The organism is Vibrio aerogenes, from assembly GCF_024346755.1.
Lineage (GTDB): Bacteria > Pseudomonadota > Gammaproteobacteria > Enterobacterales > Vibrionaceae > Vibrio > Vibrio aerogenes.
In genome coordinates this window covers 299690-317920 of the sequence record NZ_AP024862.1, presented here as the reverse complement: position 1 = coordinate 317920, position 18231 = coordinate 299690, and the positions used below count along the sequence as shown (strand labels likewise).

Below are 18231 nucleotides of genomic sequence, written 5' to 3'. Positions count from 1 at the left end.
TATTATGTTCGTATGGAGGTTTACGTGTGCGATTGATGAGCTTTTGGTTCGGAGTCATTTTCTCAGTCCTGAGTTTCTCCAGTGTTGCGGATCAATTCGCGATTATTACATATACTTCTGCGTTCCCTTCTCTGACCTCTAGTCAGGTTAAGATGTTATACAGGGGACGTCTGAATCATATTGAAGGACAAAATGTGTTACTTGTCGATCTTCCAATGAACTCTAATGTCAGAAAACACTTTTATCTCATGTTATTAGGGAAAACGCCAACACAAATGCAAGCAATTCGTGCCAGACAAAGTTTTTCCGGTAAACAAGTCCCTCCTTATGAGCTAAGTCAGGAAAATATCGAATCAGTTGAGTACTGGTTAACCGAGCATCCTAATGGTATTGCTTATGTTCCTCTGCAATGGGTCTCAGACAAAGTACATATCCTGTACCAATTCGGAGATGAGGAAGCATTATGAAAAAGTCAATGATTTTTCTTCTGTTTTTTGTGTGCTTCAATGCATTTGCCCAATATAATTTAAGTGAATCCGTCCGGTTAAGCGGATTTGGTACATTGAGTATCAGCCGCTCCGATACTGCTGTGCCTGTATTAACCTATCGTGATATAAAAAATGAAACTTGCTACGACTGTGATACAACATTAGGCCTGCAGGGTGACTGGCTCATCAGTGATACACTCCGTAGTTCGGTACAAGTCGTCAAAAGGCCTCAGGATCATTTCTCAGATCCTGAGCTGGAATGGGCATATCTTGCCTATACGAAAGGTGATTTAACCACAAAAGTTGGCCGTCAGAGATTACCTTTCTTCCTTTCCTCAGAATATTATTATGTCTCAGCCGCTTATCCATGGGCTCGCGCCCCACATAATGTATATGACAATGTCCAGGGGATGACCCACTACGATGGCGTCGCTCTCGAACAGCAGTTCTGGCTATCCGACCAGACTCAGGTCAAAATTTCCCCCTATCTGGCAACAGAAGATAAAAATGATTTTGAACTCTATGGTCAGGAATTCGGATTTGAAACCACAACAGGTAAAGGTTTAACGATTGACCTTTACAAAGACGAAAACCAGCTTCACTTCAGTTATTTCTCTGCAACGGCCGATAATACGAGAAACGGACACTTACTGGTCCGCCGCAAACTAAATTTGGTCTCTCTTGGGTTTAAAACCATCTATGATAACTTTAGTTTGTCAGTAGAAGGCCTTTATCAGAAAAACTTACTGTCGAACTGGTATATCGGACTGGCACAGGAACAAGAAGAGTTTTCACCTTATATCCAATATGGTGAAGGCCATGAAAATTATAAGAACAGATCGTACCTTGCTGGTGTCCGGTACAATGTTTCGCCTAAAGTAAAACTGAACCTGGAATGGGAGTATATCCGCGCACCGAAGACACCCGCGAACGGCTTTTTCTCGGATGTTCAGCTCGGTGGAGCAATTGACGGCGACAGTAATATTGTTTCTCTGTCACTCTCTTTCCTGTTTTAACCTTTTCTGTTTTAACCTTTTCTGTTTTAACGAAGATACAGAATAAAACAGATTGTCACATCCGGCCTTTATCCGGATGAGCGGTCCGCTCAATCTGACTGAGTTTGATACGGCAATGGCTACTTTTGTTCCACCTGAGTATGATTAAAAAACTCATTAATCACAGTATGAGTCACGAGTTGTCTCAAGTGCGGATACTGGTGAATCATATCTATAATTTCTTTTAATCTGCGCATACCGGGTACCTGAACATAAAGCATTAAATCAGTTTCTCCGCTAATACCATGGCACCACCGGATACCATCAATCTGACTCAAAGACTTCGCATATGTCGTACAATCGTGTGTATTTGACGACGAAGTATCAAATTTCAACGCCAGATATGCACATATTTCCGCTGATGTATCTCTGGATGATATCTGAGCATGATAGCCGGTAATAATCCGCTCCTCTTCCAGCCTTTTAATTCTGGCCGTTACAGCCGAACGGGATAAACTCACCTGCTTGGCTATCTCACTGACAGAACAACGCGCATCAGCGCTGAGAATCTGAATAATATGTTGATCAAACTTATCCATATATGTGTACCTAAACGACCTCAACATGCAGAATTCAGCATAAAGACGGTGATTATGCAGATAAACCAGCAAAATAACACGTTTTTACGTCACTTTGACTGTGAAATATATCACTTTGACTCGTGCATAGCAGCAGGACTCACGCTATGCTGAGCGCCTGATTTCAACTGAAGAATCACCATGTCCCAACAACTAAAAAAAGAAATTACGCTGCTTTCAGGCATCGGTCAATTATCCACAACACTGATGGGAACAGGCCTGTTTATGATCCCGGCCATCAGTGCGGGGATTGCCGGAGAAATGACATCCTGGGCATGGCTGTTTTTATTTATCGCTGTATGTCCTGTCGCACTGACTTTCGCAGCGTTAGGTAAACACTATCCGAATGCTGGCGGAACGGCCCATTTTGTCAGAATCGCATTGAACAAACCCCATCTGGGTAATGCGGTCACATGGCTGTTTCTCAGTGTCATTCCGGTCGGCGTACCCGCAGCCATTTTACTGGCTGGCGGCTTTCTGCAACAACTCTTACCCGGCCCGTTCAACACCAGTTTGAGCGCACAGATACTGACACTTTGTCTGCTGGTATTTGTCAATCTTTCCGGCGCGAAAGCAAGCGGACATCTGCAAACACTGATTGCTGCCAGCATTTTTGCGTTGGTCGTTGCTCTGCTCTGGTGCAGTCATATCACGACAAACGACCTTGCCATGCCACCATTAGATATCACATCAGTCAAACCTGTCGCAGCAGCATTAAGTGTGATGTTTTGGTGCTTTGTCGGCATTGAAGCCTTTGCACATATGGGAGAAGAGTTCAAAAATCCTGAACGGGATTTCCCACTGTCCATCTTAGCCGGCTGCCTGATTGCCGGACTGACCTACTGGGCATGCTCAATTGTGGTCATCAAATGGGGGGGCTTATGGTTCACCTGAACTGGAAAACACCGCGATACCCTGGCTGAGTCAAAAACTGTTCGGTGACCAGACAACTTCTGTTATCAATCTGGTCGGTTTTTTTGCCTGTTTTGCCAGCATCAATCTCTACTTACAGAGCTTGTCCCGAATGCTCTGGGCACACGCGAGACATAGTCATCCACAGCATCACCTGGCAAAGTTGTCTTCACGAGGTATTCCGGTCAATGCTACTCTGCTTATTGCGGGTATTATTTGCATCTCTATTCTGCTGGAAGAGTTCACCCATCTCGACCTTGCTTCATTTGTCAAACTGGCGAACGGGGTTTTTATTCTGATTTATCTGCTGGCGATGCTCTCCGCGTGGAAACTACTATCCGGCATTTATAAAATACTGGCAGGCCTCTCACTGATGCTTTGCGCACTGGTGTTTGTCTGCCTTGGCTGGTCAGCCAGCTATGCGCTGATCATTTTTCTTGCTGCTGCCATTCCCGGAAAGAAAAAGAATCCGGCTTCACAGCCACCAGTCGCTTAGAGCGTGTTTATCTTCATGCCCCGTTTATCCGGAGAAAACGGGGCAGCGGGAAGACAAAAATCAAAGTGTCTGACGAATTGACGACAGCGCTTCATTTGTTTTGGTCGGAATAAACTCAATCACATCATAGTCAGCCAACTGATGTTGTTTAAAAGGATCTTCCGCTAAAACAGCTTCCAATGCTTCTTTCGATGGCATATCTGCCAGAATGACACCGCCGGTACGCGGTACTTTTCTTCCGGACGCTAAAAAATGTCCCAAAGTATATTGCTGTTCAAGATACTCAATATGTGCCGCTAAATGAGCTTCAATCTCAGAAAGTTCACACCGGTAGGTTAAAGAAACAATAAACATATTAATCCCTTCACTTATTAAAAAGTACAACAAAAAACGTCCGGCATCATCCGTCCGGTCAGCTCAATATATGCACATTTCATAAAATGTAAAACAGCTTTATATTTTTATAACATCACATCAGCGTGCTGCTCAACCGGGCCTCAAGACATTTTTCCCGATCCACTTCAACACCGGCCAAACGTTCGCCATTTAAGTCAAAATAGGTGTGACTTAATACCGCTCCCTGTTCCATCAACACCAGAATGTTTTTATTCAGACAATCTTCCCGGATAATCCGTGGAATCATGACAGAAGAAAATTTATCAACATCCATATGTTTTTTTTCATACTCAATCAACGAATAACGATATTCCAGCGTTAAATTATTGGCTTGTACCGAGTCAAAACGAATCTCATCATCCAGCATCCCGGGCGCCACCCGGTTAATTTCTACGGCAATATCTGACAGGGTATGTTTTAAAGCGGTGACTTGTGCAGCTTCTTCATTGTTGATTCCGTAAAAATAACCACTAAAGCCTGAAGATAAGACGATAAATATACTACTGATCCAAAAAACCATATGACTTCTGCCACATGGCTGTGTAAATGTCTGTTTTACCCTTTTTGATCGGGTTAAATACAATCCCCAGATCACACACGATCCCACGGAGCCATACAGCCAGTTCAACCCGGCATCAATCCTTAAGAAGCGTTCAATAAACAGAACTTCCCCAAGGTTTAACACAACCATACTGATCAAAATGACAATATACAAAGACGGGAAAACTGCTTTTTTGTGTAAAAACAGATAAATCGCGTAAAACCCGGCCGCAATTCTGAAACAGCTGAGTCCCAGCAACATCACAATTGACAGCGCAAAACCTTCGGTATAATACTCAGAATCTGCATGCGTCAGCAGCGTCCAATAGCCTTCGGTAAAAAAATCAGAGAAAAAGGAAAGTATATAAACAACGAACCAGCAAGGTGCCAGAATCACATCCAGGGCGACAAAGATCAGCCAGCCGGAAATTCCCTTTAAATTTTTTCTGTGCTGTTCCTGCATTCATCAAACCATCCAGTTGAACCAGCTGTACCCACATCTGAATTTCATCATAATCAGCCACCGGTTCAGGGTGAAGTTAATTTTAAGAAATCTATGCAAGCAGTCTCAAAATTACCCCTATCTCAGATATTTGTGAGTTAGAGCGTGTTTATCTTTCATCTTAATTCTGCCATTCAACGCTCTGGGTTTGTAACAACTTGGGGTTCTGTATCAACTTGGGTTCTGTAACAAATCGTCACAAAAACTCCTTTTGTCCGGAACAGAAACATGACTAGGATCAAAGAAAGTCAATCATCATCACAAAGGTAAATTATCATGGAAGCTGTATCTTCCTCTTCTTCCTGGTTAAATGTGTTAAAACAAACCGAGCGAAGTGCCTGGTTTCAGGGCTTTATTGTGACCATTATCATCGTTGCTGCGCTGACTGTCGGGGCGAAAACTTATAATCTGCCAGCACCGGTTGAACTGACGATTAATTATCTCGACAAACTGATCACAATCTTCTTTTTAGTGGAACTTACGCTCCGTTTTATTTCCTGCGACAACAAACGTCGTTTTTTCCATGATGCATGGAATATCTTTGATACTGTCATTGTCGTTGGCAGTCTGTTGCCGATTTCCGAAAGTGACATGATCCTGCTCGCCCGTCTGCTCAGGGTATTCAGGGTATTGCGGCTTGTCTCACTGATCCCGGACCTACGGGTTCTGATTAACGCACTGCTGAAAGCCATTCCTAAAATGGGCTACATTGCGCTGTTGATGTTTATCATTTTCTATCTGTTCGCGGCCGTCGGATCTATCTTTTTTGAATCCGTCAATGAAGTCCTGTGGGGAGATATAGCCATTTCAATGCTGACACTGTTCCGGGTCGCAACATTTGAAGACTGGACTGATGTGATGTATGAGACGATGGCTGTCTACCCTCTCAGCTGGATCTATTACGTGGTGTTTATTTTCTTAACGGCATTTGTATTCCTGAACATGATGGTCGGTGTTGTTCTGGATGTCATGACTCAGGAAACATCCAGTCAGGACGAGCAATCAAAACAAGACCAGCATCAGGACCTGATGGATGAAATCAAAACACTTCAGCAACAAATGCAAATCCTGAGCGAACAGATTGCACAACAGAACCGTCAGAAGGAATAAAGTCAGGTGTGGGCTGGCCGGTGATACCCTCTTTTCCGGCCTCACCCATTTTGCGGGGCAGTTCGCAATTTGCACGAAAGAGATTTCCCCAAAAAACCTCAGCCTTTCTGCTGCATAAATGTTTCATACTCCAGATCATTGAACTGCTTATTGAGCCATAGCAAACCAGCGACCGTCGTCACCAGACAGGCAAGCACAAATCCGTAGCCATAAAAATAAGGGCCCAGATAAATTGTCAACAAAGTAAACAGTGTATTGGCGACCAGAAACAAACCATTCAAAACCAGTACACTTTGACGCTTATCCAGATAATACATGATGTTAAACAGAGACAGCATCACAACCTGTAAAGCGACACCGACCAAATCGATATTCAACAGCGACCGGTAATTCACATCGATACCGAAATAACGAAGTAATTCTCCACCCCACAGCAACAGGAAGACCAAAGTGATTCCCTGAACTTTGAAAATTTCATAAATACCCGCCTGAGCGGTCCTTACCATGTTATCTTTCAGCTGATAAATCTCATCCAGCGGCGAATCAGTCCTCACCGCGTGATAAAAATGATCATAATGTTCAACAAAGTCGGTTTCCATCCGCACCAGAAAGACCGCCATACCGGGGATCACAGATAAATAAGCCAGAAAGATCGGCAAATCATAAATCGGACTGGCACGCATCGGACCAAGAATTTCTACTGATGTGAACGGCATAAACCAGAAAATAATTTTATCTGCCCAAACACCCGCGTTGTAAAAAAGCCCACAAAAAAACAGCCCGTAAAACACCTGATCCGGGCGAAGGAAGTCAAACCGGATCAGCCGGTCTCCCGGATAACGGCGGACAATCATCAGCAGAAAACTGAACATCAGCATCGCTTCACCCACGAAAAAGGAACAATATAAACCGTTAAGTCCCCAGAACCGCAAAACCGAAGCGAGCAAAATCATCGTGGCGTATCCGCCGATCATCACCAGTACAATCGCCCGGTATTCTTTCATTCCGGACAGAAAAATCACCCCAAGCCACTGATTACACAGGCAGACAAATCCGGAAATAAGCAATAATTTGCTTAAAGAAGGCAGAGGAATGAAAGGCCAGACCAGCAAAGAAATCACCAGTGCTGCAATGGTTGTCAACAACAGGGAACCCAGCAGGTTCGGTAACACCTGCTGATCCTGACGGCGAAAAAACAAGTCGGCCGCAAAACGGGTCAGCATCAGCTGTAATCCACCTGTCAAAATCAGCGAGGCCGCCATCATGTAAGTGACACTAACCAGAAACTGGATAATCAGGCTTTGCGGCAGGACGATTCCCACACTTAAAATCCCGATCACCATCAGTGCCAGAATCGATAGCAGCCAGGGTCCGGAGCCGATAATCCCGGCATAACCGTAAGCCTGAAATATCGACAGCAGCGAATTTTTCTTCAGAATCTTACGGATTTCAAAGCCTATTCCTGCCACAACATCGTCTCCTCGTAAATCCCCTGATAACGGGCAAACATCAACTGCTCATCATAGAAAGTCCTGACGCGCTGCAACCCGACTGCCTGATGTTGCTGCCAGTGTTCTTTATCCGTCAGCAGACTGACCATGGCGCGGGCGGATTCCCCCGGTGAAGCGATCGGTACCAGATATCCGGCCTCTCCTGCCAGACGATCCGCTTCACTGTGACCCTGGATAATTTCCCGGCAGGATCCGACATCCGTTGCCAGCACGGGTACACCGGCTGCCATAGCTTCCAGCAACACCAGCGGCTGGGCTTCAGAAATAGAAGTCAGTGCCACCACTTTGAGCTGTGGCAGTATTTCTGCAACATTCTGCATGCCAAGAAAATGAATCTGTTGCTTCAAATCCAGACTCTCAACCAACAGCTCACACTCGAGCACATAATCCGGGTCTTCTTCCATCGGGCCAACAATCCAGCCCTGAATATCCGGTACCTGATAGTGTGCTTCTTTAATGGCACGGATAAAGGTTTTGATATCTTTAATCGGCACAACGCGGCCAATCAATCCAACGATGGGTTTCACATCATCCTGACGGGCAGACAGTGCCGGACCGAACCGGGACAGATTGATCCCGTTAGGAATGATCCGCGTTTTCTCTGCCGGGGCACCATCGCGTAATTGCCGGACACGGTTCCCTTCATAAAGCGAAGTGATGATCTTCGCCTGCTGGTAACTGGTCCGGCCAATCTGTTCGAAAAAACGAATCCACAAGCGGCGGATAAACCCCATATCCGCATGCAGATCAATGCCAATATCCTGTTTTTCTTCACTGATCCAATCCGCCTGAATTAAATCAATTTTCCGCTCTTTGGTGTAAATACCATGTTCAGAAATAATGTACGGCACATTTTGCATTGCACTGATACCGGCCCCAAGCAAGCCCGCGTATCCGGTCGAAACAGAGTGAACCAGACGTGCTTTGCCAACTTTTCTGGCAACCTGAGCTATCACAAATAAGGGCTTGAATAGGTTACGGTATGTCCAGAAAAAGTCCGGAAATGACACATCATCACAATGCTGCTGATAGAAGTCCGTCAAAATCCGCCAGGATGCTTTGGTATAACGAAAGTCATCAAGGGAGAATCCATCATCTCTGCCCACATGTTCAAACAAGAATGTGACCAGTGCTTCGGGTAGTGACTCCGTGGTGCCACTGAAATAGCTCAGTAACTGACGCCATTGTTCAAACAGAGGGGCTTTTTGGCTGTCAGTCTCGTAACGGGAAATATCGAAATCCTCATTCTCATCTTCCGGCTCCATCAGATAATGTACCTGTAATCCGGTGACATTCTTGGGTAACTCATACTGAACCGGCCCGTACTGGCTGGATGCGCCCCCCCAGAAACACCAGTTCAAATGTGACGGATGGTAAGCCATGAATTAACTGGTGTACCCAGCTTGACACGCCGCCCCGCACATAAGGATAAGTGCCTTCCAGAACCAGTATTACATCCGCTTTACAAGGCGTCGTCATGCCAGTAATTCCTTATTTTGTCGAGATTAAGCGAAAGCTTCTGCCCGTCAAGATGAGCCAGATAAGCCTGACATTTCTGGTATTGCCCGGTTTTAAAGGCGATTTCAGCCAGATACGGATACGTCTGCTGGAGCGGTACACCAGAACGGGCAATTTTTTCAAACAGAGTCTGCGACTGTTCATAACGTGACATCATCAGCCAGATTTTTGCCAGCAAAATTTCAGTTGTAACCGCATGTTCATACATCAGGCTTTGTTCGGCATGAAAGGCCGCTTTTTCCAGTACATATTGTCTCAGCGCCCCCTGTGACAAGCCCAGATAACTCAGTTCCCAGTATTTCCGGGCAATCTGATGATGGCAGGTTGCCGTTCCGGTTAACGACGTAATAAACTGCCCGGCCAGCTGTTTTTTCAACGCGTGAATATCATCATTAATTGCGGTTTCTTTTTTATCCAGCGATGAATATGCCAGTAAACGAATGTCATCATCTGTATCTTTCAGAGCCTGACGCAGAATCGGAATCGCTTCCCTGTCATCCATGTTGCGGGTCGTCACCACAGCAAACAGACGTTTATCCACATCTTTGGCATATTTTAAAATTGCAGCGACTCCGCCCCGTGAATAGCGGGGTGTCAACGAGATCTGGTCAGGCTCAAACGGCAATGCAGGCACCAGATGTTCTTCCAGTACATCCTGTTTTTTCACCAGCGGATAGTGAACACCGGCAACAATGGCGACCAGACACCCAATCATCCCCAGTACCGGCAGGCTCACGGCAAATAAAAATAAGAACAGAAATGCGAATGCCGGAAACCGGCGATAACGTACAGGAAGCAGGGCAAGGCAGCTGACACCAAAAACCATTGCGGCAAGAACGTAAAGAAACAGCCAGGCAACAGCCACACCACTGAGAATAAACTCAGCCGCAGCCAGCAACTGGAGTACCAGTGCGGTCAGGGTTCCGGATAAAGCAAATCGATTACTCAGCATGAATGACTTTTTCCAGTTGTTTGGCAAATTGTTTGGCTGAAACCGGCAGCGCAAGATGGTTCAGCTCATGAATACCTAACTCTGACAGGTTTTTTCCCTGAGCGTTTTTCGCCCACGCATCGACACGTTCTTTAAATCCGGAATAATCCCGTTTATCGGCCAGCGGCATCAATATTTGCAACAGATTGTTCTGTTCATCATGAAAATACACATCCAGACCACGACGGGTTGCATGCAGGTAATCCAGAACCGGCTGATGCAGCGCTGCATCCATACGCCAGCTCACCAGCTGAGCCGGGATTTTGTAGCGCTTCGCATCATAATTTGCCCGCTCGGCCTGCAAGGAAAAACTCTCACGTTCATCACCATTCATGATCGGGTTGGCAATCGCATTACGGAGTAAATCTGCGATATAACCAGCGGTAACCGCCAGTAACGTCAGTGTCTCTTTATTCAGGGCAAAAAACTGAATCTGCTCGACCAGTACGACGGCATAAATCCGCTCCCGGACATCCATCAAAGGAATCACAACCTGATAAAGGCTTTGTTCCATGGCTTCTCCGGACAAATGTTTCAGCGACACCAGTTGCCCGGTTTCAAACATTTTCTGCACCATCATATCGTCAGAGTCAACTTGCCTGACCGGCCCGACGCTGGCGAGTACAGACGCCAGATGACGTCCCTCTTCCACTTTGCATAACGTGGCACATTGCAGTGAACCATACTCGACAAACAGTGACATGATTGGCTGGGCTACCCGTTCTATATCCCGGTCAGGCAACTGACCTATCTGCATTTTGACCGCCTGCAAAGATTCACGCAGACTTAAACTGTGACCTGCCAGCATTTGTTCTAACTTATCGTGAGACAGCCGTAACAGATGGTAATGGCGGGTAAAGGTTTCTAGCCGGTCATTCACATATGCCAGTTCGCGTTTCTGCTTCTCACTGGATTTTTCACGCCAGTCACAGAACTCACCACACAACATCACCAGCAAGGCATAGCCGGCGATAGTCTGAAAGGGCAGGTGAATATCCGGCGGCACCATCCCCGTGCGGATCAGGACCGACTGAAGAAACAGCAGGACAAGGACAGAAGCCAGCCCTTTGGTAAAACCATAGCGCAACGCAACCAGCACCGGCCCCAGCATTGGCCAGACAAACTCAGCACCGTAGGAAAAGGGATCCTTTGGGTTGAGCGCCAGAGGGATCACCAGTGCCAGCAGGGTGAAAAAACCGCTCTCTGCCCAGATTCGGTATGATATCCAGGCGGAACGCTGTTTAAGCTTTTTGATCACTCTTCAACCTCAATGTTATCGAGTAAATCGTCCAGAACATCCAGCCCGGTACCGGATAGATTATCTCTGCCCCAGCCTGTTTTTGACACAGTACCACTCCAGACAGGTGCCTGATTGCCGGTTTGATACAAAGTCAGTGTCACAGACACAACCGGATCGCCATCGAGACCTGACTTATAACGCCATTCGGAAATACTGCCCTGCAAGGTGTAATCCGCTGTCTGTTCATCAGCCCAGGCTTGTGCAGCGGCCATGCTTTTATCATCCCCGGAGAAAGACAGGTCACCCTGTGCCTGATCCGGGTACATTAACAAAGCTGGCAATCCTTTCTGATACCAGAGGCTTGCCAGCATATTGGCTGCACTGGCACCCGCCAGTGGCGTTTGCGAACGATTGACGACCGGCAGCAACGCCACTTTGGCGCCGGGCTGCAAATAGACCGTATCGCTGACCTGACTCGTTGAACATCCGCCAAGTAACAGCACCATACCTATCAATAAACTTCTGAACATAACTTCCTCTCAGATCAAAAATGGATGTAATAACCAACTTGTAAACGGGTATTTTCTTGTCCCTGAATATCGCGGGTTTGATAACCCATCCCCACATTCAGGCTGTCGTCTCCGATAATTTCCCAACCCACCTGCATAGAAATAGTGAAATCGGCATGTTTTGAATCCGGCTGATAGCCCGTACTCATATCGACCAGCCAATGTGATGAACTACCGGTATAAGGAGGCGTAAAACCATTCCCGGACGCGAGCACGGTGCCCAGAGCAATCCGGCGAAAATTATCAACATCAACAGCCGGAGTCGCGGCAGAGACAACCGGACCAGCGCCATTTCCGGGATCGGGAACCTGATTGTTGCCCGTATTCGTTGCGGCATCCCTTGCTCCCAGGTTTTGCCACATTGCGCTGCCGTAGAATTGCCAGTCCGGATAACTTTGATTGAGCCGGTATTGATAACGGGCATCATAAACTTCACCATCAGCTATCTTCTGACCATTCCTTTCTGTCAAATCAATATGTCTGACCGACAAATTAATATTCTGGCGCGGATCAAGCTGATATAAGGCATTCACGCCATAGCCTGACTGCTGCCCCTGTGCAAACAGAAACTCGTTCTGCGAACTTTGCTGGTCATGTTTGAAATCGAGTCCCAGCTGAAGGCGATCTGTCAGCTGATAACTGATATCCAGGCCAAACCCTGTCCGGCTCTCATTTTCTCCCTGATGGTGATTCAGCCCCAGTCCAATGCGCCAGCGCTGCCAGGTGATATCATCCCGGACCGTCAGCAGCGTGCCGTTATTGGTGTCATTTTCCTGCTGGCCCAGCCCCACCTGCCATTCACCTTTTGCAAACGGGAAATAGATGTGCATCCAGCGTTCACGTGAGTCAAATGCCGCTTTTGGCATCACATCCAGCGATAGTGCACGAAAATAGTAAGGACGCAGATTGCGGGCCAGCTCATACCGGGGCTGTTCAGACAACAAGTGTTCCTGCTGGTGCCAATGCTCCATTGCCTGATAAGGCTGGCGGATGTAAGTCAGGCTGTTGATCTCATCCAGAGGTGACAACTGATGGTTTTTGATCAGATCTTCGATGACACCAAACTCTCCCCCAGCCATCGCCAGCTGCAGTTTTTCCCACGACTGAAGATGGGTTGCAGCATGTCGTTTCAGCCACCACACCGACTGGGGCAGCTCCGGGAATTGTGACGCCATGGCTTTCGCCGGGCGTGTCTCTTTCAACAGGCTGAAAGTCCGGGCTGAACCGGCCCAGCGGCTGATCAGATTCAGGTAATCGTTCTGATCTTGTGGCAGGCGACGTAATAACTGCCGGCGCAGATGCTGTGCTTCATCGACCCGGCCAACATGTTCGAGAACCGTTGCATAATTCACCTGAAGCGACAGGGCATCAGGATTCTGTCCGATCAGCCAGTGCAAATGGTGATAAGCGATCCGCCAGTTTTCTGTATAGACAGCAAGACTCGCCATCAACCGGGACCAGAAAGGTCCGGGCGGGTAACGGGCAGCGTGGCGGAGAAAGTCCTGCACCACAGGTAAGTCCTGGCTGGCCAGTGCCAGCCAGCCCTGCTCTTTTTCAATCACAGGAGAATCAGGTGCATTCACCTGAGCATGCGCCAGCGCCTGTTTTGCTTGTGCAAAATCACCCTGTTGCTGATAGATATAAGACAAATAAACCCATGCAGAAGCGAGTGGCCATGAAGGCGGACGCCCGGCCAGCGCTTTCACTACCCGTTGCCGGGCGGCCTGATCTCCCAGTTTCCAGCTGAAATAAGCAAGCCGTTCCAGCGCAGAATCAGAAGCAATGTGCTGCCACAAAAATGCCATCTCTTTTTGATTCGGTTTAGCCGCATCAGAGAATTTCAGTTCAAGATAACGGGCCAGCTGAATTCCCTGCAGCAAATCAGTTTGATTCAGTTGTTCGTAAGCATAAGCTTCATCCTGCTTGTCACCGGCAAGGTTGGCGAGATTCACCCGGGTGGTCCAGTATTGCGCGTCCGCATCGGCTGGTACGTACTGATAAACGGCTAAAGCCTGGCTGAACTCATGGCTGAGCCAAAAGCTCCGTGCAAACCACCACAGCACTTCCTGCGTCTTTTCCCCCCGGAATACCGGCCAGAATTGCTTCAGTTGGTCTAAATCACCAGACTGATACAACGTCCGGGCTTTCCAGTACTGGCTGTGTTTATCCGGCCCGTATTGCTTTTCATAAAAGGCAATATCATCCAGTTCCGCCTGGCCATGTCCGCTATATTCGTAAGCCTGCATCCAGTCAGACAACTGCTTTGGGGTGATCATCTTTTTGCGGGTCAGATAGCGATATATCTGCAGTTCCTGATCATAAAGAAACAGCTGCTTTGCATGTTCAGCCCCTGTTTTTATCATCGCTGGTGTAGCCAGATCGCGCTGCATCAGCCAGATCAACTCGCTGACCGCCTGCTCCGGACGGTTCAGCCACGTTGCCAGTTGCCATCCTTGTTGATGGAGTGAAGGGTCGCCGGGATATTTTCTCTCCAGTTTTGACAAAAGCTGCGCCGCCGATGCCAGTTGTCCGTATGCAATGCGGGTTTTGAGTACCTGGCGCTGATATTCACTATTATCCGGATACTGCTGCAGCAATTGCTCTGTAGCACGCCGCACGGCCTCTCTGTCTCCTGCCAAACGGGCCAGCTTCAGCGTTTTATGCACATTACCGTCGCCGAACTGCTGCCACCACTTTAACGCGGTTTCAGCATGATTACTGTTCAGTGCCGCCGTGATTGCCGGTTGCAGGTTCTTTGCGGAAACATGTCCCTGATACGCCTTCATTGCGTTCTGCGGCTGACCCGCCATCATCCAGGCCTCAGCCGCCAGATCGGGTTGATTTTTACCTGCATAATACTGTGCCAGCTGCGCATGCATGCCCAGCGCCTGTGCATGGCGATAATCAGCAGACGTCCAGTCTGAAGGTGAGTTCAGCATTCTTCTGAGCGCCACGAAATCATCATCATGTTTTGCGCCATTGGCCGTCCAGCGGGCAAACAACATTTTTTGTTTCACCGCCCGCCGGTGAGCCGGTGACTTAATCCGGCCGATATAGCGGACCGCATCCTGCATTTCACCGAGCTGCACATCGACTTCTGCCAGCTTCTCAATCACCGCCTGATTATCCGGGTCTGCAGCCAGTGTCGCTTCCAGATAAGAACGGGCCAGCTGCGGATCATCCAGTGCATGTTCCGTCTCAAAGAAAAACAGTTTCGGGAACAAAATATACAAAGCCATCATGGCTGCAACAATCACAGCCATGATCACTTTGACAGAAATAAATACCGGACGAGACTGATTCATATCAACGACTGATTCTCACCAACTACTAATTCATCATCACTGATGATGACAGACTAAACGACCCGAAAAGTTGCCACGGGGCATGGAAAAACGGCGGTAATTTCCCTGTTTGACGCCCTGATGTCTGTGTCCGTCAGACGATATAAAATGACATTGGTCAGCATTTGCCAGTACCAGCTGAGCCTTCAGCCAGCTATGAAAAGCCACCCGTTTTTCTGACCACTCAGTCAGCACCACATTGCCGGAAACCAGATAAGGTTTATGGCTCTTCACGCCTGATTTCACCGACGTTTTAAAAACAGCCTGGCCTTCCGGCAGGTGAATATATCTCCCGTTTTCTGTCATGCCGGCAATCAAGCGGCTGTGCTGCAGGTCAACCTGTCCCAGTGCACCGGGAATACGCAGCGTCGGAATCCAACGGCTGCTGAACACCCATTCCCCTTTGTCATTCCGGGCGAGGCCGGAGAAGTAAAAATCCAGCGCACCACGGGCATAACGGGCGAGCTGAACCGGCGTATTGGGACGGGATAAGGCATAATCGAGCACAATTTTCAGTGCCCGGATCCCTGCAGGGTTTGTCCCGGAATAGAAATGGTAGTAAATGGTAAAAGGTTTCAACCGGTAAGGTTTGTCGGTATGTCTGAACGTTTCCGTCAGACGTTTGAATCCGTCGTACGGGCCATGCCAGACATTGGTGTACAACTCTTCATTCATCAATGGCGCATAAATCTGATACAGCAGTTCCCCTTCCGGGCGTCCCAGCGGCGAGATTTCACTGAGCGTCGGATTATCATCCGTCACAAAGGAGTCTCCGCCATTGACATTCACAACACCGGCTTCAAGCGTATGCCGGATCGGATCCGGCCCCGGCAGCGCATCACCGCTCCACAGCACAGCGGTCACTTTCTTTCCTTTCGGTGCCAGCCGCTGATTGATGTAATCAATCGAACCTTCAATTTCCCGCCGGATATCAATCTTATCGTAATTGGGTACAGCCAGATGGCTGCCATAAGGCCGGTAAGCATTTTTCAGCACCTTCTGCCGGCCGGCCAGTTCATTCCAGAAAAATGGATGGCTGAAAGTATGGGTCGCCATATCTACGTATGGCAGAGCAAAAATCTGTCTGGCAATTTTCTCGTAATACGGGCTTTTTTCCGGATACATCCCTTTGGGCCCGACTTCCCCTTCCACGATAGAAACCGTGACCGGTATTTTGTATGGTTTGAGGATTTCATCTTTGATCACTTTGGCCGCAATGGGTTGCCCCGGTAAACGGGCAAGGCTGGAGAAAGCATCTCCGTCGATATAGCTGATTAAACGCCGGCGGCCTGATTCAGTGGTAACATCCGGTGCCGGAATCGGGGGTAACTGAAATGCACGGGATAACAGCTGATAAGGTTCAACCATCCAGCGGCTGTCGTCCACGGAAAGATTTTCAATCAGCCAGGGGGCAGCAATTAATACATCCCGGCCAGAACGGATCCCCTGAATCAGACGCCTGCCATCCGCTGAAGTAATCGTAATCAACGGCTCGCTATCCTGCTGTTTCACCTGCTGAAGCGGAAAAACACCAGCATTTGGCCGGAGCGCGTCATATTCTCCTTTCAGCCAGGGTTTTATCATCTGGATCTTGTACGGTCCGGGCGGTGTTGCAGACAGCATTTTCACCCCGAATGCATTGAGCAGTTTATCCGACAGAGGCAGCTGTCCCAGCAACATCAGCGGCAGAGTGCCTTTGGCTCTGAGCAACCAGCTGACATAATCAGGAGAATACATTCTGGTTTCCAGCGTCCATGAAATCACACCGGCATACAGTGCCGGATCAATCGTCGGTAAAGGCTGCCGGCTCATATCCAGATAAGCCGGAATATAACCGAGATATTCAATAAAAGCTGCCAGCCGGTTATGCACATCGGAATGCGTCAGATACTGTAACTTACTGTTGTACGGAATCAGGATCTTACGGGGAACAGGCTGAAGTTCAGAGGTTCCCCAGGTGCGTAAATGTCCGTCCGTCACCCAAGGCAGAAAACCAGCACGGATAATTTTCTGTGCCAGCGAAAAACGTGCTTCAGGTTTGGCATAATCAATCACCTGAACCTGAAAGCCCTGCTTCTGTGCCTGCTGTAACTGATTGATTAACCACTGCTGGTCAGATTTAGATGTGACACCGTAACTATCATTCTTCACCTGATAATGAGAATACAAGCCTTCAGCAACCAGAAACTTTGCCTGTCCATGTAACTGAGGTAATACTTCAAATCCCCGGTTTAAGATCAACTGGTGGGAAAAAAGTGCTGAAAGCTGTTTAATTAATGTCACCAGAGCCCTGCGCTGCGGCCCCTGCTGCTGCTTTTGAAGCATCTGATAGCTATCCAGCGTATCAAGGAACAAACCATCGTAACCCTGCGCTTTGAGCTGCTTTGCCTGTTCAATCAAAGAAGACTGCCACTGCTCTGATGTCAGATCCATCACCTGACTGTTCCAGCTTTGATTCAGCATCAGCCCTTTCTGGTCGGGTTGTTTTGATTCTCCGACACTCAAATAGCCATATATTTGAATATTTCTTTGCTTCAGCCAGTGAATTTCACCGGCATTGACCCGATCCGGCTGAACCACAACCCGTGAATAAAGTGTCATTTCAGCCAAAGGCAAATGAGAATTGTAATAAAAAGCAATACTATGACTGGAAACCTGTGCTGTCGCACTGAAACTAAGCGTAATCAATAATAAGCAGAGAAGACGACCGAATTGAGCCATAAATACCAAACCTTTTACAACACAAATGAACTCGCGCTTGCAAACGCAACCTGTTTATTTTTATCGGGGGTCTGTTAACCCTAGTGTTAATTTTATCATCAATACAGGTTCAGGGGCGGCAATTATTGACAAAGTTCTCGGTGATATCAACTAATATTCGCACTATTTCAGCACAATTAGTCGCCATGTATCATTTTTGAGATTTACTGGTTTCATAATCCACTTTTTACGCCAGCCTGACACAAAGCCATACCAACGCA

General features: G+C 47.7%; 14 protein-coding genes and 1 pseudogene. 4 read left to right on the top strand and 11 right to left on the bottom strand.

The genetic code is table 11. From position 1 onward, the window contains the following. Positions 1-35: 35 nt before the first annotated feature. Complete coding sequence (locus tag OCV29_RS19115; RefSeq protein WP_139281651.1) at positions 36-467, top strand: hypothetical protein; 432 nt, start codon at positions 36-38, stop codon at positions 465-467. After that, positions 464-1504 carry a hypothetical protein gene (locus tag OCV29_RS19110; protein ID WP_084193437.1) on the top strand — a complete coding sequence of 347 codons (1041 nt, stop codon included), beginning with the start codon at positions 464-466 and terminating at the stop codon, positions 1502-1504. Before OCV29_RS19115 ends, OCV29_RS19110 begins: the two co-directional genes overlap by 4 nt. 119 nt (positions 1505-1623) lie before the next feature. On the opposite strand, the gene OCV29_RS19105 is transcribed toward OCV29_RS19110, so the two are convergent. Continuing rightward, positions 1624-2082: an Lrp/AsnC family transcriptional regulator gene (locus OCV29_RS19105; protein WP_073604999.1), complete on the bottom strand. Its 459-nt coding sequence runs from the start codon at positions 2080-2082 to the stop codon at positions 1624-1626. Positions 2083-2262: 180 nt separating this feature from the next. Between OCV29_RS19105 and yjeH the strand changes: the two are divergent. Then, positions 2263-3529 (top strand): annotated as a pseudogene (gene yjeH / locus OCV29_RS19100) (L-methionine/branched-chain amino acid transporter). A 60-nt stretch (positions 3530-3589) separates the two neighbouring features. Here yjeH and OCV29_RS19095 read toward each other — a convergent pair. Both OCV29_RS19095 and OCV29_RS19090 read right to left on the bottom strand, forming a co-directional pair. After that, complete coding sequence (locus OCV29_RS19095; RefSeq protein WP_073605000.1) at positions 3590-3883, bottom strand: YciI family protein; 294 nt, start codon at positions 3881-3883, stop codon at positions 3590-3592. 115 nt (positions 3884-3998) lie between these two features. After that, positions 3999-4928 (bottom strand): DUF2569 domain-containing protein, encoded by a 930-nt coding sequence (locus tag OCV29_RS19090; RefSeq protein ID WP_073605001.1) that lies wholly within the window; start codon positions 4926-4928, stop codon positions 3999-4001. A gap of 315 nt (positions 4929-5243) precedes the next feature. Here OCV29_RS19090 and OCV29_RS19085 point away from each other — a divergent pair, with 315 nt between their 5' ends. Further along, positions 5244-6077 carry an ion transporter gene (locus OCV29_RS19085; RefSeq protein ID WP_073605002.1) on the top strand — a complete coding sequence of 278 codons (834 nt, stop codon included), beginning with the start codon at positions 5244-5246 and terminating at the stop codon, positions 6075-6077. A 98-nt stretch (positions 6078-6175) separates the two neighbouring features. On the opposite strand, the gene pelG is transcribed toward OCV29_RS19085, so the two are convergent. The 8 genes from pelG to OCV29_RS19045 are packed head-to-tail and all read right to left on the bottom strand — an operon-like array spanning position 6176 to position 17971. Further along, entirely contained in the window at positions 6176-7546 is a 1371-nt protein-coding gene (pelG, locus tag OCV29_RS19080; RefSeq protein WP_073605003.1) for an exopolysaccharide Pel transporter PelG, read from the bottom strand. Further along, a complete protein-coding gene (pelF, locus tag OCV29_RS19075) occupies positions 7534-8970 on the bottom strand; it encodes a GT4 family glycosyltransferase PelF (protein WP_261887425.1) in 1437 nt (478 codons plus the stop codon). The genes pelG and pelF overlap by 13 nt, the downstream gene beginning before the upstream one ends. After that, positions 8894-9067: a DUF3492 domain-containing protein gene (locus tag OCV29_RS19070; RefSeq protein WP_261887424.1), complete on the bottom strand. Its 174-nt coding sequence runs from the start codon at positions 9065-9067 to the stop codon at positions 8894-8896. The genes pelF and OCV29_RS19070 overlap by 77 nt, the downstream gene beginning before the upstream one ends. Beyond that, a complete protein-coding gene (locus OCV29_RS19065; RefSeq protein ID WP_084193438.1) occupies positions 9051-10058 on the bottom strand; it encodes a HEAT repeat domain-containing protein in 1008 nt (335 codons plus the stop codon). The genes OCV29_RS19070 and OCV29_RS19065 overlap by 17 nt, the downstream gene beginning before the upstream one ends. Next, positions 10048-11355, bottom strand: a complete 1308-nt coding sequence (locus tag OCV29_RS19060) for a PelD GGDEF domain-containing protein (RefSeq protein WP_073605005.1) — start codon at positions 11353-11355, stop codon at positions 10048-10050. The genes OCV29_RS19065 and OCV29_RS19060 overlap by 11 nt, the downstream gene beginning before the upstream one ends. Continuing rightward, on the bottom strand, positions 11352-11867 hold the full coding sequence (locus tag OCV29_RS19055; protein ID WP_073605006.1) for a hypothetical protein: 516 nt from the start codon (positions 11865-11867) through the stop codon (positions 11352-11354). The genes OCV29_RS19060 and OCV29_RS19055 overlap by 4 nt, the downstream gene beginning before the upstream one ends. Positions 11868-11881: 14 nt before the next feature. Then, positions 11882-15211: a tetratricopeptide repeat protein gene (locus OCV29_RS19050; RefSeq protein WP_073605007.1), complete on the bottom strand. Its 3330-nt coding sequence runs from the start codon at positions 15209-15211 to the stop codon at positions 11882-11884. 36 nt (positions 15212-15247) lie between these two features. Then, the gene (locus OCV29_RS19045; protein ID WP_073605008.1) at positions 15248-17971 is read right to left on the bottom strand and encodes an endo alpha-1,4 polygalactosaminidase; all 2724 of its coding nucleotides are present in this window, start codon (positions 17969-17971) and stop codon (positions 15248-15250) included. Positions 17972-18231 lie beyond the last annotated feature (260 nt).

Coding starts and splice junctions, on each gene's coding strand:
- OCV29_RS19090 (WP_073605001.1), bottom strand. CDS start 4,928: ATGCAGGAACAGCACAGAAAAAATTTAAAGGGAATTTCCGGCTGGCTG.
- OCV29_RS19095 (WP_073605000.1), bottom strand. CDS start 3,883: ATGTTTATTGTTTCTTTAACCTACCGGTGTGAACTTTCTGAGATTGAA.
- OCV29_RS19115 (WP_139281651.1), top strand. CDS start 36: ATGAGCTTTTGGTTCGGAGTCATTTTCTCAGTCCTGAGTTTCTCCAGT.
- OCV29_RS19055 (WP_073605006.1), bottom strand. CDS start 11,867: ATGTTCAGAAGTTTATTGATAGGTATGGTGCTGTTACTTGGCGGATGT.
- OCV29_RS19110 (WP_084193437.1), top strand. CDS start 464: ATGAAAAAGTCAATGATTTTTCTTCTGTTTTTTGTGTGCTTCAATGCA.
- OCV29_RS19085 (WP_073605002.1), top strand. CDS start 5,244: ATGGAAGCTGTATCTTCCTCTTCTTCCTGGTTAAATGTGTTAAAACAA.
- OCV29_RS19065 (WP_084193438.1), bottom strand. CDS start 10,058: ATGCTGAGTAATCGATTTGCTTTATCCGGAACCCTGACCGCACTGGTA.
- OCV29_RS19045 (WP_073605008.1), bottom strand. CDS start 17,971: ATGGCTCAATTCGGTCGTCTTCTCTGCTTATTATTGATTACGCTTAGT.
- pelF (WP_261887425.1), bottom strand. CDS start 8,970: ATGGCTTACCATCCGTCACATTTGAACTGGTGTTTCTGGGGGGGCGCA.
- OCV29_RS19070 (WP_261887424.1), bottom strand. CDS start 9,067: ATGACGACGCCTTGTAAAGCGGATGTAATACTGGTTCTGGAAGGCACT.
- OCV29_RS19050 (WP_073605007.1), bottom strand. CDS start 15,211: ATGAATCAGTCTCGTCCGGTATTTATTTCTGTCAAAGTGATCATGGCT.
- OCV29_RS19105 (WP_073604999.1), bottom strand. CDS start 2,082: ATGGATAAGTTTGATCAACATATTATTCAGATTCTCAGCGCTGATGCG.